13 protein-coding genes are annotated in these 15,900 nt (G+C 70.5%); all 13 read right to left on the bottom strand.

Annotated elements, in window-relative coordinates; all coding sequences use genetic code 11:
- Positions 1-3: 3 nt before the first annotated feature.
- Positions 4-1,557: an NADH-quinone oxidoreductase subunit NuoN gene (nuoN, locus tag EV384_RS05870; protein ID WP_130330865.1), complete on the bottom strand. Its 1,554-nt coding sequence runs from the start codon at positions 1,555-1,557 to the stop codon at positions 4-6.
- Positions 1,554-3,086 carry an NADH-quinone oxidoreductase subunit M gene (locus EV384_RS05865; protein ID WP_130330863.1) on the bottom strand — a complete coding sequence of 511 codons (1,533 nt, stop codon included), beginning with the start codon at positions 3,084-3,086 and terminating at the stop codon, positions 1,554-1,556. Before EV384_RS05865 ends, nuoN begins: the two co-directional genes overlap by 4 nt.
- Positions 3,087-3,150: 64 nt before the next feature.
- Positions 3,151-5,076 carry an NADH-quinone oxidoreductase subunit L gene (gene nuoL / locus EV384_RS05860; protein WP_130330861.1) on the bottom strand — a complete coding sequence of 642 codons (1,926 nt, stop codon included), beginning with the start codon at positions 5,074-5,076 and terminating at the stop codon, positions 3,151-3,153.
- Positions 5,077-5,087: 11 nt separating this feature from the next.
- Positions 5,088-5,387 carry an NADH-quinone oxidoreductase subunit NuoK gene (nuoK, locus tag EV384_RS05855; protein ID WP_130330859.1) on the bottom strand — a complete coding sequence of 100 codons (300 nt, stop codon included), beginning with the start codon at positions 5,385-5,387 and terminating at the stop codon, positions 5,088-5,090.
- Positions 5,388-5,450: 63 nt separating this feature from the next.
- Entirely contained in the window at positions 5,451-6,224 is a 774-nt protein-coding gene (locus EV384_RS05850; RefSeq protein WP_130330857.1) for an NADH-quinone oxidoreductase subunit J, read from the bottom strand.
- Positions 6,221-6,862, bottom strand: coding sequence for an NADH-quinone oxidoreductase subunit NuoI (nuoI, locus tag EV384_RS05845; protein WP_130330855.1), 642 nt, complete (start codon positions 6,860-6,862; stop codon positions 6,221-6,223). The genes EV384_RS05850 and nuoI overlap by 4 nt, the downstream gene beginning before the upstream one ends.
- A 1-nt stretch (position 6,863) precedes the next feature.
- The gene (gene nuoH / locus EV384_RS05840) at positions 6,864-8,219 is read right to left on the bottom strand and encodes an NADH-quinone oxidoreductase subunit NuoH (protein ID WP_130330853.1); all 1,356 of its coding nucleotides are present in this window, start codon (positions 8,217-8,219) and stop codon (positions 6,864-6,866) included.
- 61 nt (positions 8,220-8,280) lie between these two features.
- Positions 8,281-10,761, bottom strand: a complete 2,481-nt coding sequence (locus EV384_RS05835; RefSeq protein ID WP_130330851.1) for an NADH-quinone oxidoreductase subunit G — start codon at positions 10,759-10,761, stop codon at positions 8,281-8,283.
- A complete protein-coding gene (gene nuoF / locus EV384_RS05830; RefSeq protein ID WP_130330849.1) occupies positions 10,761-12,074 on the bottom strand; it encodes an NADH-quinone oxidoreductase subunit NuoF in 1,314 nt (437 codons plus the stop codon). Before nuoF ends, EV384_RS05835 begins: the two co-directional genes overlap by 1 nt.
- Positions 12,071-13,168, bottom strand: coding sequence for an NADH-quinone oxidoreductase subunit NuoE (gene nuoE, locus EV384_RS05825; RefSeq protein WP_130330847.1), 1,098 nt, complete (start codon positions 13,166-13,168; stop codon positions 12,071-12,073). Before nuoE ends, nuoF begins: the two co-directional genes overlap by 4 nt.
- Positions 13,165-14,490 carry an NADH-quinone oxidoreductase subunit D gene (locus EV384_RS05820; protein ID WP_130330845.1) on the bottom strand — a complete coding sequence of 442 codons (1,326 nt, stop codon included), beginning with the start codon at positions 14,488-14,490 and terminating at the stop codon, positions 13,165-13,167. Before EV384_RS05820 ends, nuoE begins: the two co-directional genes overlap by 4 nt.
- Complete coding sequence (locus EV384_RS05815; RefSeq protein ID WP_130330843.1) at positions 14,487-15,221, bottom strand: NADH-quinone oxidoreductase subunit C; 735 nt, start codon at positions 15,219-15,221, stop codon at positions 14,487-14,489. Before EV384_RS05815 ends, EV384_RS05820 begins: the two co-directional genes overlap by 4 nt.
- A complete protein-coding gene (locus EV384_RS05810; protein ID WP_089011625.1) occupies positions 15,218-15,898 on the bottom strand; it encodes a NuoB/complex I 20 kDa subunit family protein in 681 nt (226 codons plus the stop codon). The genes EV384_RS05815 and EV384_RS05810 overlap by 4 nt, the downstream gene beginning before the upstream one ends.
- Positions 15,899-15,900: the final 2 nt, after the last annotated feature.

Genomic DNA, 15,900 nt, shown 5'->3' with positions numbered 1-15,900 from the left:
CGGTCATCGCACGAATTCGGCGGCACCGTTGGCCAGGTCGAGCAGCGGCGCCGGGGCGACCCCCAGGACCAGGGTGGCCAGCACGCCGATCACCAGGGCCGCCGAGGTGAGCGCGCCCGGCACGGTCACCGTCGGGGTGGCGTCGCCCGGCTCGGAGAGCCACATCATCACCACGACCCGCAAATACGGGAAGGCCAGCACCATGCTGGTCAGCACGCCGGCGATCACCAGCCAGGCCTGGTTGGCGTCCAGCGCCGGGGCGAAGACGGCGAACTTGCTGGTGAAGCCGCTGGTCAGCGGGATACCGGCGAAGGCGAGCAGGATGAAGGTGAAGATCGCCGCGAAGAACGGCGACCGCCGGCCCAGCCCGGCCCAGCGGGACAGGTGGGTGGCCTCCCCGTCCGCGTCCCGGACCAGGGTCACCACGGCGAACGCGGCGAGCACCGAGAAGCCGTACGCGACCAGGTAGAACATCGTGCCGGAGAGCCCGTCCCGGCTGGGCGCCAGCACGCCCACCAGCAGGTAGCCGGCGTTCGCGATCGACGAGTACGCCAGCAGCCGCTTGATGTCGGTCTGGGTGACCGCCAGCACCGCGCCGACCAGCATGGTCAGCACCGCCACCGCGCCGAGGACCGGGGTGAAGTCCCAGGCGGCCCCGGAGAACGCGACGTGGAAGACCCGGAGCAGGGCGCCGAACGCGGCGACCTTCGTGCAGGCAGCCATGAACCCGGTGACCGGCGTCGGGGCGCCCTGGTAGACGTCGGGCGTCCAGACGTGGAACGGCGCGGCGGCCGCCTTGAAGAGCAGGCCGATGGCGAGCAGCGCCATGCCGGCGAAGAGCAGCACCGGGCTGGCCGGGGAGTCGGTGACCGCGGCATGCACGGTGGCGAAGTCGACCCCGGCCACCCGGCCCGGGATGCCGGAGGTGAAGCCGTAGATCAGCGCCACGCCGAAGAGGAAGAACGCGGAGGCGTAGGCGCCGAGCATGAAGTACTTCATCGCCGCCTCCTGGCTGAGCAGCCGCCGGCGACGGGCCAGCGCGCAGAGCAGGTAGAGCGGCAGCGAGAAGACCTCGAGCGCGATGAACATCGTCAGCAGGTCGTTCGCCGCCACGAAGATCAGCATGCCGCCGATCGCGAAGGTGACCAGCGGGTACACCTCTGTTGTCCCGCCGACGCCGTCGGCCTGCCGCCGGTCGTCGGGCGACTCGGCGGTGACCGCGGCGTGGGCGACGAACGCCCCGCCCCGCTCGACCGAGCGCTCGCCGATGAGCAGCAGCGCCATCGCGGCGAGGATCAGGATCGCGCCCTGGAGGAAGAGCGTCGGCCCGTCCACCGCGATCGCCTGGCCGGCGGTGAGCAGCCGGTCGTCGGAGTTGAAGATGACCATGGTGAGGGCGCCGAGCACCGCCACCAGGGCGAGCGCGAGCTGCACCCCGTTGCGCAGGCGCCGGGGCACGAACGCCTCGACCAGGACGCCGACCAGGGCGGCGCCCAGCATGATCAGGATCGGAGCGAGCGCCGCGTAGTCGATCGACGGCAACTTGAGCTCGGTCACTTCGCGGCCTCCTGGACGCTGCCGACCTCAGGGGCGGGATCGGTCTTGCCGACGTCCTGCATGGTCGCCCGGACGGCGGGGTTGATGACATCGGTGACCGGCTTGGGGTAGAAGCCGAGCAGCACGATCAGCGCGATCAGCGGGGCGACCACGACCTTCTCGCGCAGGCTGAGGTCCCGGCGCATGCCGTCGACCTCGGTGAGAGCCGGGTTGAGGGTGCCCTGGGTGGTGCGCTGCACCATCCACAGCACGTACGCCGCCGCCAGGATGATGCCGACGGTGGCGATCACCGCGACCGGCTTGTTGGTGGTGAACGTGCCGATCAGCACCAGGAACTCGGAGACGAACGGCGCGGTGCCGGGCAGCGCCAGCGAGGCGAGACCGGCGAAGAAGAGCACCCCGGCCAGCAGCGGGACGAGCTTGCCCGCGCCGCCGAAGTCGCTGATCAGGGCCGAGCCGCGACGCGCGATCAGCATGCCCACCACCAGGAAGAGCAGGCCGGTGGCGAGGCCGTGGTTGAGCATGTAGAGCACCGCGCCGGTGCCCGCCTGGGTGGTGAAGGCGAAGATGCCCACCCCGATGAAGCCGAAGTGCGCAATCGAGGTGTACGACACCAGCCGCTTCAGGTCGTTCTGACCGACCGCCAGCAGCGCGGCGTAGATGATGCCGATCAGGCCCAGCGCCAGCGCCCACGGGGCGAACCACCGGGACGCCTCGGGGAAGAGCGGCAGGCAGTACCGCAGGATGCCGAAGGTGCCGACCTTGTCCAGCACGCCGACCAGCAGCGCCGCCGCGCCGGCCGGGGCCGCGCCACCGGCGTCCGGCAGCCAGGTGTGGAACGGGAAGAACGGCGCCTTGATCGCGAACGCGAGGAAGAAGCCGAGGAAGAGCCAGCGGGCGGTGCCGGTGGAGATGTCCACCTGGCTCAGCGCCTGCCAGTCGAAGGTCTTCCCGCCGACCACCCAGAGGCCGATCACCGCGGCGAGCATGAACAGACCGCCGACGAGCGAGTAGAGGAAGAACTTCACCGCCGCGTACTGCCGCTGGTGGCCGCCGTAGCTGCCGATGAGGAAGTACATCGGGACGAGCATGACCTCGAAGAACACGTAGAACAGGAAGACGTCGGCGGCGGCGAAGACGCCGATCATCGTGCACTCGAGGACGAGCAGCAGGGCGAAGTAGACCGGCACGGACCGCTTGGACGACTCGGCGTCGTGCCAGGACGCCAGGATCACCAGCGGCACCAGGATCGCGATCAGCATCAGCATGACCAGCGCGATGCCGTCGGCGGCGAAGGTGAAGTTGACGCCCCAGTTCGGGATCCAGGCGTACGACTCGCGGAACTGGAACCGGTCACCGTCGGCCTGGAAGGTGATCCACATGATCACCGACAGCACCAGCACCAGCAGCGACCAGCCGAACGCCACCTGCTTGGCCAGCTCGGGCGAGCGGCGCGGCAGCAGGGCCACGATCAGGGCGCCGACCAGCGGTGCCACGGTCAGCACCGAGAGGAACGGGAAGTTGGACATTATTCGGCCTTACCTCCGTCGTGACTGCGTGGCCCGCCGGCGGGGGCGGCCGGGAAGAGGTCGATCACGCCAGCCACCCCGCCTGCACTGCCAGGAACGCCGCCACCACGAGCAGCGCGCCGGTCAGGATCGAGGTCGCGTACGACCGCACGAAACCGGTCTGCAGCCGCCGGAGCCGGCCCGAGCCACCGCCCACCGCGGCGGCGAGGCCGTTCACCAGCCCGTCGACGCCCCGGTTGTCGAGGAAGACCAGCGCGCGGGTGAGGAAGATGCCCGGCTTCTCGAAGACCGCCTCGTTGACGGCGTCGGTGTAGAGGTTGCGGCGGGCGGCGGTGACCAGCACGCCGGCCGGCTGCGGCTCGGTGGCCGTGCCGTTGCGGAACAGCGCCCAGGCGAGCCCGGCGCCGAGCACGGTGACCAGCAGCGAGAGCGCGGTGATCAGCCAGTGCGCGAGGACCGCCTCGTGCCCCTTCTCCTGGCCGCCCAGCCCGGCGGTCGCCTCCAGCCAGTCCGGAACCGAGCTGGCCATCAGCGCGCCCGCGGCGACCGAGCCGATCGCCAGCAGGATCAGCGGGACGGTCATCAGCTTCGGCGACTCGTGCGGGTGCTCGATGTCCTCGGTCCACCGCTTCGGCCCGTGGAAGGTGAGCACGAAGAGCCGGGTCATGTAGAAGGCGGTGAGCCCCGCGCCGATCAGCGCGGCGCCGCCGAAGAGCCAGGCGGTCCAGCCCTCCCGCTCGAACGCGGCCACGATGATCGGCTCCTTGGAGAAGAAGCCGGAGAACGGGAACATGCCGATGATGGCGAGCCAGCCCATCATGAAGGTCAGCCAGGTGACCTTCATGTACTTCGACAGGTCGCCGAAGCGGCGGATGTCCACCTGGTCGTTCATTCCGTGCATGACCGAGCCGGCGCCGAGGAACATGTTGGCCTTGAAGAAGCCGTGCGCCAGCAGGTGCACGATGGCCAGCGCGTACGCCGCGCCGCCGAGCCCCACGCCGAGGAACATGTAGCCGATCTGGCTCACCGTCGACCAGGCCAGCACCCGCTTGATGTCGTCCTTGGCCGCGCCGATGACGCAGCCGAGCAGCAGGGTCAGCGCGCCGACGCTGACCACCACGAGCTGGAGAGTGGCGTTGGCCGAGAAGATCGGGTTGGAGCGGGCGATCAGGTAGACGCCCGCGGTGACCATGGTGGCGGCGTGGATGAGCGCCGACACCGGGGTCGGGCCCTCCATCGCGTCCGGCAGCCACGCCTGGAGCGGGAACTGGCCGGACTTGCCGGCCGCGCCGAGCAGCAGCAGCAGGCCGAGCACCAGCACCGTGGTACCGGTCAGCGCGCCCACGCCGTTGAAGACCTCGTCGTACTGGGTGGTGCCGAGGGTGGCGAACATGACGAAGATGCCGATGGCCAGGCCGGCGTCGCCGACCCGGTTCATCAGGAACGCCTTCTTGCCCGCGGTGGCCGCGCTCGGCCGCCCGTACCAGAAGGAGATCAGCAGGTACGACGCCAGGCCGACGCCCTCCCAGCCGAAGTAGAGCATCACGTAGTTGTTGCCGAGCACCAGCAGGAGCATCGCGGCGACGAAGAGGTTGAAGTACGCGAAGAACCGCCGGCGGCCCTCGTCGTGCGCCATGTACTCGACCGCGTAGAGGTGGATCAGGAAGCCCACCCCGGTGATCAGCAGCACGAAGACCGCGGCCAGCGGGTCGAAGAGCAGGCCGAAGTCCACCTTGAAGTCGCCGACCGAGATGAACTGCCAGAGGCTCTGCTCGACCGACTTGTTCTCCAGGCCGCGCAGCTGGAAGAAGTAGGTCAGGCCGAGCACGAAGGCGGCGCCGATGGCGGCCACCCCCAGCCAGTGCCCCCAGCGGTCGGCCCGCCGGCCGAGCAGCAGCAGGATCGCCGCGCTGACCAGCGGGATCGCCACCAGCAGCCAGACGCTGCCCAGCAAGCCCGTGGCCTCTGCGTACCGCACAGTCTCTTCCACTTGCTTGCCCCTTAGTACTTGAGCAGGTTGGCGTCGTCGACGCTCGTCGAGCGTCGAGTCCGGAAGATCGACATGATGATCGCGAGCCCGACCACGACCTCGGCCGCCGCCACCACCATCACGAAGAACGCCATGATCTGGCCGTTCAGGTCACCGTTGATCCGGCTGAAGGTGACCAGCGTCAGGTTGGCCGCGTTGAGCATCAGCTCCACGCACATGAACAGCACGATGGCGTTGCGCCGGACCAGCACCCCGACGGCGCCGATGGTGAACAGCACCGCGGCGAGGATCAGATAGTAATCAGGCGTCACGCTGTGCCTGCCTTTCGTTCGCGACTGCGGGGCTCACTCGCTTCGCTCGTTCACTCCTCGCGCTCACTTCTTGTCCGTCCCCTTCAGCGAGGTCTCCTCGGCGGTCAGCTCACGGACCGGCAGGATGTCCGGGGTGCTGCGCTCGGTCAGCCGGCCGTCGGGCAGGCGGGCCGGGGTGGCCACCGAGGAGGAGGTGGCGAAGACGCCCGGGCCGGGCTTCGGGCCGGGGTAGTTGCCGGGGCGGAACCGGGCCTTCATGGTGGCGACCTGGTCCATCTTGTCCTCCTTGCGCCGCTCCACGTGCGCCAGCACCATCGCGCCGACGGCCGCCGTGATCAGCAGCGCCGAGGTCAGCTCGAAGGCGAAGACGTACTTGGTGAAGAGCAGCCGGGCGATGCCCTGCACGTTGCCCTCGGCGTTGGCCTGTTCCAGGCCGACCGCACGGACGCCGTGGAGGGCCCGGTAGAGGCCGCTGCCGACCAGGCCGGCGAAGCCGAGTCCGAGCACCACCGCGGCGGTCCGCTGCCCGCGCAGCGTCTCGATCAGTGAGTCCGAGGCGTCCCGGCCGACCAGCATCAGCACGAACAGGAAGAGCATCATGATCGCGCCGGTGTAGACGATGATCTGCACCATGCCGATGAACGGGCCCGCCTGAAGCACGTAGAAGACGCCCAGGCAGAGCATGGTCAGCACCAGCCAGAGCGCGGAGTGCACCGCGTTGCGGGCCCAGACCATGCCGATCGCGCCGATCAGCGCCAGCGGGGCCAGGATCCAGAAGGTCACCGCCTCGCCGCCGGAGACCGAGGTCGCCTCGGCGAGCACCGTCTGCGTGATCATGCGCCGTCTCCCTTGCCTGCCGCTGCCCGCTGGGCCGCCTGCTCGGCGCCGGGGAAGGTCACGCCCGGGTGCTCCTCCACGTGGTACCGGCCGGGGCCCATCGGCGAGTGCTCGGCGCCGGCCGAGGTGCCCGGGTTGGTCAGCGAACCGATGTAGTAGTCCTTCTCGCTGTCGCCCAGTCGCATCGGGTGCGGCGGCTGCTCCATCCCCGGCAGCAGCGGCGCGAGCAGCTGCTCCTTCGTGAAGATCAGGTCCTGCCGGTTGTCCCGGGCCAGCTCGTACTCGTTGCTCATGGTGAGCGAACGGGTCGGGCAGGCCTCGATGCAGAGCCCGCAGAAGATGCACCGGGCGTAGTTGATCTGGTAGACGCTGGCGTACCGCTCACCCGGGGAGAAGCGCTGCTCCTCGGTGTTGTCGCCACCCTCCACGTAGATCGCGTCCGCCGGGCAGGCCCAGGCGCACAGCTCGCAGCCGATGCACTTCTCCAGCCCGTCCGGGTGCCGGTTCAGGATGTGCCGCCCGTGGTAGCGCGGCGCCGAGACCGGCGGCTTGAACGGGTAGTCGGTGGTGACGACCTTCCTGAACATGTGCGAGAAGGTGACACCGAATCCCTTGAACGTTCCGGTGATCGCGCCCACGTCACACCTCCCTGGAGTCCGAGCCGGCGGCGACGTTGGCCGGCTCCCGCTCGGCGACCACGCGCTTGGTGCGCGGGCTCGGTGGTACCTGCAGGTCCATCGGGGGCAGCGGGAAGCTGCCGTGCGGACGGCCGTTGGCCTGTTCCTGGAGCGTCGGCTTCGGCTCCCGCTTGCGGCTCGGCCAGAAGAGCGTGGCCAGCAGCAGCACGCCCGCGCCGATCGCGGTGGCGAGCAGCCGGTCCCGGGCCTGCCACTCCTCGATCGAGCGCAGCCCGGACAGGACCAGGATCCAGACCAGGTTGATCGGGAGCAGGACCTTCCAGCCGAAGCGCATGAACTGGTCGTAGCGGAGCCGGGGCAGCGTGCCCCGCAGCCAGACGAAGACGAAGACCAGGATCAGCACCTTGCCGAAGAACCAGAGCATCGGCCACCAACCGGAGTTGGCGCCGGCCCAGAAGGTGGTGATCGGCGCCGGCGCCCGCCACCCGCCGAGGAAGAGCGTGGTGGTGACCGCGGACATGGTCACCATCGAGACGTACTCGGAGAGCATGAAGAGCGCGAACTTCAGCGAGCTGTACTCGGTCATGAAGCCCGCGACCAGCTCCGACTCCGCCTCGGGCAGGTCGAACGGCGCCCGGTTGGTCTCACCGACGGTGGCGATGAAGAAGATGATGAAGCTGGGCAGCAGCAGGATCGCGTACCAGCCGGGTGCCGCGACCTCCCAGCCGCCGAGGCTCAAGCGCGTGCCGTGCGCCTGGGCGGCGACGATCCCGCTGGTGGACATCGTGCCGGCGGTCATGAACACCGCCACGATGCTCAGCCCCATCGCGACCTCGTACGAGATCATCTGGGCGCTGGAGCGGAGGCCACCGAGCAGCGGGTAAGTCGAGCCGGAGGCCCAACCGCCGAGCACGATGCCGTAGATGCCCATCGACGAGCAGGCGAGGATCACCAGCACCGCCACCGACACGTCGGTGACCTGCAGCGGCGTGTGGTGGCCGAAGATGCTGACCATCGGGCCGAACGGCACCACCGACAGCGCGGTGACCGCGCAGATCACCGAGATGGTCGGCGCGAAGAAGAAGACCACCTTGTCGGCCGTCCGCGGGAGGATGTCCTCCTTGAAGGCCATCTTCAGGCCGTCGGCCAGGGTCTGCAGCAGGCCGAACGGGCCGACCTGGTTGGGACCGGGCCGGACCTGCATGTAGCCGACGACCCGGCGCTCGAACCAGACGCCGAGCAGCGTGGCCAGCAGGCCGAAGACGAAGGCGAAGACGATCTTGCCGAGGACCAGCCACCACGGGTCCTTGCCGAAGTCGGCCAGCGTCGGGTCCTGCGCCGCGAGGTAGAGGTTCACTGCGCCCACCTTTCGTTCGCGCCTGCGGGGCTCACTCGCTGCGCTCGTTCACTCCTCGCGCTCACTGGACACTCCCGGTGTTGAGGAGCGGACCCGGCTGACCGGCCACGTCCGCGGCGGGCGCGCTGAGCCGTACGACCGTGCCGGACGTCGCGCCGAGGCTGCGCCGCACGGTCGAGCCGGGTGAGTTGGTCGGCAGCCAGACGACGCCATCCGGCATCTCGGTGATCGCCGCCGGCAGGGTGACCGCACCGCGGTCGGTGCCCACCGTCACCGGCTCACCGTCGGCGACGCCGATCGCCTCGGCGGTGCCCTTGCCCAGCCGGACCACCGGCGGGCGGGCGGTGCCGGCGAGGTGCTCGTCGCCGTCGGTCAGGCTGCCCAGGTCGATCAGCTGGTGCCAGGTGGCCAGCACCGCCTCGCCCGTGCCGGGCTGCGGCACGGTGGCCGGCTCGACGGACGGGGCGGCCGGGCGGTCCACCCGGGTCGGCGGCAGCGCACCCAGCTCCCGGCGGACGCTCATCACGTCGCCGGTGCCGAGCCGGACGTCGAGCTGCGCGGCGAGCGCGTCGAGCACCCGGCCGTCGGTCATCGCGGCGGTCTCCAGCACCGCCTCGAAGGGGCGCAGCCGGCCCTCCCAGTCCAGGAAGCTGCCGGCCTTCTCGACCACCGGGGCGACCGGGAAGACCACGTCGGCCCGGCGGGCCACCGCGCTCATCCGGAGCTCCAGGCTGACCAGGAACGGCACCGCGTCGAGGGCCTGCTCGGCCAGCCGCGGGTCGGCCAGGTCGGCCGGGTCGACGCCGGCCACCACCAGCGCGCCGAGCTGGCTGTTCGCGGCGGCGGTGAGGATGCCGTCGGTGTCCCGGCCGGCCTGGCTCGGGATCACCCCGGCCGCGATGTCCCACGCCTCGCCGAGCTCGGCCCGGGCGGCCGGCTCGGTGACCAGGCGGCCGCCGGGGAGCAGGTTGGGCAGGCAGCCCGCGTCGACCGCGCCGCGGTCACCCGCGCGCCGCGGCACCCAGGCCAGCTTCGCCCCGGTACGCCGGGCGACGCCCGCCGCGGCGGAGAGCCCGCCCGGCACCGCGCCCAGCCGCTCGCCGACGATCAGGATGGCGCCCGGCGTGCTCAGCGCCTCGGCGACCGTGGCGTGCTCGGCGAGCACGCTGGCCTCCTCGCCCGGCACCACCCGGGCCAGCTTGGCCCCGAGCTTCTCCAGGCCGCGGGTCGCGAACGGCGCGATCGCGTAGACCGTGAGCTTCTTCTTCAGGTACGCCTTGCGCAGCCGCAGGAAGAGGATCGGGCACTCCTCCTCCGGCTCCAGGCCGACCAGCACCACCGCGGGCGCGTTCTCCACGTCCGCGTAGGTGACGTCGGTGACCCCGGCGACGTTGCTGGCCAGGAAGTCGGCCTCCTCGCGGGAGACCGGCCGGGCCCGGAAGTCGATGTCGTTGGTGTTCAGCGCGACCCGGGCGAACTTCGCGTACGCGTAGGCGTCCTCGACGGTCAGCCGGCCGCCGGTGAGCACCGCCGTGCCCTGGCCGCCGTCCCGGGCGGCGCGCAGCCCCTCGGCGGCGCGGGTCAGCGCCTCGCTCCAGGAGGCCTCGCGCAGCTCACCGGTCCGCTCGTCGCGGACCATCGGGGTGGTGATCCGGTCGAAGGCGCGGGTGTACTGGAAGCTCCACCGCCCCTTGTCGCAGTTCCACTCCTCGTTCACCGCCGGGTCGTCGCCGGCCAGCCGGCGCAGCACCTTGCCGCGCCGCCAGTCGGTGCGCTGGGCGCACCCGGCGGAGCAGTGCTCGCAGACGCTGGGGCTGGAGACCAGGTCGAACGGGCGGGCCCGGAACCGGTACTGCGCGCCGGTCAGCGCGCCCACCGGGCAGATCTGCACCGTGTTCCCGGAGAAGTACGAGTTGAACGGCACGTCACCGCTGTCGTCCCCGGACTCCACGCCGTACGCGTCGTCCCGGTAGATGTTGATCTCCTCGGCGGACGACCGGCCCATCAGGTCGATGAACTTGTCGCCGGCGATCTCCTCGGAGAACCGGGTGCAGCGCTGGCAGAGCACGCAGCGCTCGCGGTCGAGCAGCACCTGGGTGCTGATCGCCATCGGCTTCTCGTACTCCCGCTTGTGCTCGTGGAAGCGCGAGTCGGTCCGGCCGGTGGACATCGCCTGGTTCTGCAGCGGGCACTCGCCGCCCTTGTCACACATCGGGCAGTCCAGGGGGTGGTTGAGGAGCAGCAGCTCCATCACCCCCTCCTGGGCCTTCTTCGCGACCGGGGAGGTGAGCTGGGTGCGGACCACCATGCCGTCGGCGACCGTCTGGGTGCAGGAGGCGACCGGCTTGCGCTGGCCCTCCACCTCCACCAGGCACTGCCGGCAGGCGCCGGCCGGGGCCAGCAGCGGGTGGTCGCAGAAGCGCGGGATCTCGGTGCCGAGCTGCTCGGCCACCCGGATCAGCAGCGCACCCTTGGGGGCGGTGACCTCGACGCCGTCGATGGTGAGGGTGACGGTCTCGGTCTGCTTTGCTACGTCCGTCATCAGTGGGCTCCAACCAGCTGCTTGTCGGAGAGCTTCGGCGCGGTACGTCCCTCGATGTAGTCGAGGTAGTCCTGCTTGAAGTACTTCAGCGACGAGGTCACCGAGCTGGTCGCACCGTCACCCAGGCCGCAGAACGAGCGGCCGAGGATGTTGTCGCAGGTGTCGAGCAGGGTGTCCAGGTCCTCGTGGGTGCCCTGGCCGGCGAGGATCCGCCGGTAGACCCGGACCATCCAGTAGTTGCCCTCGCGGCACGGGGTGCACTTGCCGCACGACTCGTGGTGGTAGAACTCCAGCCACCGGTAGGTCGCGTACACCGGGCAGTCCTGGTCGGAGAAGATCTGGGTGGCCGTGGTGCCCAGGATCGAGCCGGCCGCCGCCACCCCCTCGAAGTCCAGCGGGACGTCCAGGTGCTCGGCGGTGAGCAGCGGCGTCGACGACCCGCCCGGGGTCCAGAACTTCAGCTCGTGCCCGGGCTGCATGCCGCCGGCCAGCTCGATCAGCTCACGCAGCGTGATCCCCATCGAGCACTCGTACTGCCCGGGGTTGGCGATCCGGCCCGACAGCGAGTAGATCATCGGCCCGGAGGACTTCTCCGTGCCCATGGTCTTCCACCAGTCCGCGCCGCCCAGCACGATGTACGGCACGCTGGCGATGGTGCCGACGTTGTTGACCACGGTCGGGCTGGCGTACAGGCCGTGGGTCGCCGGGAACGGCGGGCGGAGCCGGGGCTGGCCCCGGAAGCCCTCCAGCGAGTCCAGCAGCGCGGTCTCCTCACCGCAGATGTACGCCCCGGCGCCGGAGTGCACGACCAGCTCCAGGTTGAACCCGCTGCCCTGGATGTTCCGGCCGAGGTAGCCCCTGGCGTACGCCTCCTGGACGGCGTTGCGCAGCCGGCGCGCGGCGTGCACCGCCTCGCCCCGGATGTAGATGTAGGCGCGGTTGGCCCGGATCGCGTACGACGCGATGATCACGCCCTCGACCAGCGAGTGCGGGTCGTGCGTCATCAGCGGCAGGTCCTTGCAGGTGCCCGGCTCGCCCTCGTCGGCGTTGACCACCAGGTAGTGCGGCTTGCCGTCGCCCTGCGGGATGAACCCCCACTTGAGACCGGTCGGGAAGCCGGCGCCGCCGCGACCGCGCAGCCCGGAGTCCTTGATCAGCTGGATCAGGTCGTCCGGGTGGGCCTTGAGCGCCTTGCGCAGGGCGGCGTAGCCGTCCAGCTTCTCGTAGGTGCCGATCCGCCAGGCGTCCGGCGACAGCCAGCGCTTGGTCAGCACCGGCGTCAGCTTGGCCAGCGTCTCCCGTCGAGGCGTCACTTCTGTGCCTCCGCTTCCTTGAGGTTGCGCTCCTGCGCACCCGCTTCGTCGCCGGCGGGCTTGCCGTCGCCGGCCGGCGGGTTGGCTGCCGCGCCGGCGGCCGCCGCCTTCTGCGCGTCGCGCGGCGCCGGCGGCGTGGTCTCCGCCGGGACCTTGGTGCCGGGAGCGTCCGGCACGGCGGTCCGCGCGTCCGGCTGCCGGGTCTCGGCGGTACGCACCTGCGGCGACTTGCCGTCCGGCGCCTTCACGTCCGGGGCGGTGCTGCCTGTCACCGCGGCGGCGGGAGCCGGCTCGCCGGTGCCCGCGTTACCGGCCGTACCCGTGGTGGGCCTGGCGCCGTTCGCGGCCTTCGCGGGCTCGGGCTTGGCGGCCTCCGCGGCCTTCGCCTTCGCCGCGGCCTGGTCGGCCTCGGCCTTGCTCCGGATCGGGGTGTTCGGGTCGAAGCCCGGCACCGCGATGCCGTGCTGCTCGGCCAGGCGCAGGCCGCGCAGGGTCGCCTCGCCCGGGCCGCCGTCGGCGACCGCGCCCTCGCGCTCGTCGGCGAAGCCGGCGAGCTGCACCGCCATCTCCTTCAGCGTGCAGAGCCGGGCGCCCCGGGTCGGCATCGGCCGGCCGCCGGCACGCAGCTCCTCGACCACGCCGAGTGCGCCCTGCGGGTCGACGCCGTCGAAGAAGTCATAGTTGACGGTCATCACCGGGCCGTAGTCGCACGCCGCCAGGCACTCGGCGTGCTCCAGGGTGATCTTCCCGTCGGCGGTGGTCTCGTCGTGCCCGACGCCGAGGTGCTCGGCGAGGGTGTCGTAGACCTCCTGGCCGCCCAGCACGTTGCACATCGTGTTGGTGCAGACGCTGACCAGGTAGTCACCGGTCGGCTTGCGCTTGTACATGGTGTAGAAGGTGGCCACCGCGCCGACCTGGGCCTTGTTCAGCCCGAGCACGTCGGCGCAGAACTCGACGCCGGCCGGGGAGACGTAGCCCTCCTCGGACTGGACCAGGTGCAGCAGCGGCAACAGCGCCGAGCGGGACCGGTCGGCCGGGTACCGGGCGATGATCTCCCGCGCCCGCTCCCGGGTCTCTTCGGTAAACACAGTCATCGGTCACAACCACCCATCACGGGGTCCAGCGAGGCGCCACCGGCGATCACGTCGGCGATCAGGCCGCCCTCGGCCATCGCCGGGAGGGCCTGGAGGTTGACGAAGCTCGGCTCCCGGTAGTGCACCCGGTAGGGCCGGGTGCCGCCGTCGGAGACCGCGTGCACGCCCAGCTCGCCGCGGGGCGACTCGATGCCGACGTACACCTGGCCCGGCGGGACCCGGAAGCCCTCGGTGACGAGCTTGAAGTGGTGGATCAGCGACTCCATCGACTGACCCATGATCTTGGCGACGTGCTCCAACGAGTTGCCCATGCCGTCGACGCCGATGGCGAGCTGCGCGGGCCAGGCGATCTTGCGGTCGGCCACCATCACCGGGCCCGGCTTCAACCGGTCGAGGGCCTGCTCGACCAGCTTCAGCGACTCCCGGATCTCGGCGAGCCGGACCAGGTAGCGGCCCCAGACGTCGCCGTCCGGGTGGGTCGGCACGTCGAACTCGTACGTCTCATAGCCGCAGTACGGCATGGTCTTGCGCAGGTCCCAGGCGAGACCGGCGGAGCGGAGCACCGGGCCGGTGACGCCGAGCGCCAGGCAGCCGGTCACGTCCAGCACCGCGACGCCCTTGGTCCGCTCGGTCCAGATCGGCTGGCCGGAGAGGAGGTCCTCGTACTCCTTGAGCTTCTTCGGCATCATCTTGAGGAAGTTCCGGATCTTGACGATCGCGTCGTCCGGCACGTCCTGCGCCACGCCGCCCGGCCGGACGTACGCGTGGTTCATCCGCAGGCCGGTGATGGTCTCGAAGATGTCGAGGATGTGCTCCCGCTCGCGGAAGCCGTACAGCATGATCGAGATCGCGCCCAGCTCCATGCCGGTGGTGGCCAGCCAAACCAGGTGCGAGGAGATCCGGTTCAGCTCCATCATCAGCACCCGGATGGTGTTCGCCCGCTCGGTCACCTCGTCGGTGATGCCGAGCAGCTTCTCCACCGCCAGCGCGTACGCCGTCTCGTTGAACAGCGGGGCGAGGTAGTCCATCCGGGTCACGAAGGTCGAACCCTGTACCCAGTTGCGGTACTCGAGGTTCTTCTCGATGCCGGTGTGCAGGTAGCCGACGACCGAGCGGGCCTCGCGGACCGTCTCGCCCTCCAGCTCCAGGATCAGCCGGAGCACACCGTGCGTGGACGGGTGCTGCGGACCCATGTTGACGACGATCCGCTCGTCGTTGATCGGGTCGGTGCCGGAGACGACCTGGTCCCAGTCCCCACCGGTGACGGTGAAGACCCTGCCCTCGGTGGTCTCGCGCTCGGTCGCGTAGTTCGACGTCGTCACTGGTAGGACCTCCTCCGGTCCGGCGGCGGAATCTCAGCGCCCTTGTACTCGACGGGGATGCCGCCGAGCGGGTAGTCCTTGCGCTGCGGGTGCCCCTCCCAGTCGTCCGGCATGAGGATCCGGGTCAGGTTGGGGTGGCCGTCGAAGACGATGCCGAACATGTCGTACGCCTCCCGCTCCTGCCAGTCGGCGGTCGGGTAGACGGCGGTGACGCTCGGCAGGTGCGGGTCCTCGACGGAGACCGCGGCCTCCAGCCGGACCCGGCGCCGGTAGGTCATCGAGGTGAGCTGGTAGACGACGTGCAGCCGGCGCTCGTCCGCGCCCAGGTAGTCCACCCCGGACACCGAGGAGCAGAGCTCGAAGCGGAGCGCCAGGTCGTCCCGCATCACCTGGCAGACCTCGGCGATCCGCTCGGGCCGGACGTGCAGGGTCAGCTCGCCGCGGTCGACGACGACCTTCTCGATCGCGTCGCCGAAGGCGGGGTACGCCTCCTCCAGCGCGTCGCGGACCTCGTCGAAGTAGCCGCCGTACGGCCGGGGGGTCTCCTCGACCGGCTGGCGCTGGCGGACCAGGCCGCCGTAGCCGGAGACGTCGCCGGTGCCGTGCATGCCGAACATGCCGCGCCCCGCCGGGCTGGCCGGCGGGAACTCGGCCGGGGCACCGCTGGTGGCGCCGGCCGGCGTGGTCGGCACCGGCACGCCGCCGTTCGCCTTGTTGTCTGGTGCGGTCACTTCTTCACGCCCTCGTGCGGGTGGAGGTGGTTCTGAGCGTTCATCCAGTTCTCGATCCGCAGCTGCTCCTCGCGCCCTTCGCGGACCGCCTTCGTCCATTCGGCACGCCGGGCCTTGTCGTTGCGGTACGACGACGGCATCGAGCCGTACGGCACGACGGGCACGTCACCGCGCTCCTTGCGGGCCTCCAGCATCTTGCGGCCGTTCGCGCCCAGCGGCTCGTACATGATCTTCTCGCGGAGCTTGAGGATCGCGTCGATGAGCATCTCCGGCCGGGGCGGGCAGCCCGGGAGGTACATGTCGACCGGCACCACGTGGTCGACGCCCTGGACGATGGCGTAGTTGTTGAACATGCCACCGCTGCTCGCGCAGACGCCCATGGAGAGCACCCAGCGGGGCTCGGCCATCTGGTCGTAGATCTGCCGCAGCACCGGGGCCATCTTCTGGCTCACCCGGCCGGCGACGATCATCAGGTCCGCCTGCCGGGGCGAGGCACGGAAGACCTCCATGCCCCAGCGACCCATGTCGTAGTGCGGACCACCGGCCGCCATCATCTCGATGGCGCAGCAGGCCAGGCCGAAGGTGGCGCCCCAGACGGACGACTTCCGCGACCAGTTGACCAGCTTCTCCACGGAGGTGAGCAGTACGCCGGCGGGAAGCTTCTCCTCGATACCCATCT

Origin of the sequence: Micromonospora kangleipakensis (genome assembly GCF_004217615.1) — a bacterium.
In the GTDB taxonomy this organism is placed as follows: domain Bacteria; phylum Actinomycetota; class Actinomycetes; order Mycobacteriales; family Micromonosporaceae; genus Micromonospora; species Micromonospora kangleipakensis.
This window is presented reverse-complemented; position numbering and strand designations above follow the sequence as displayed.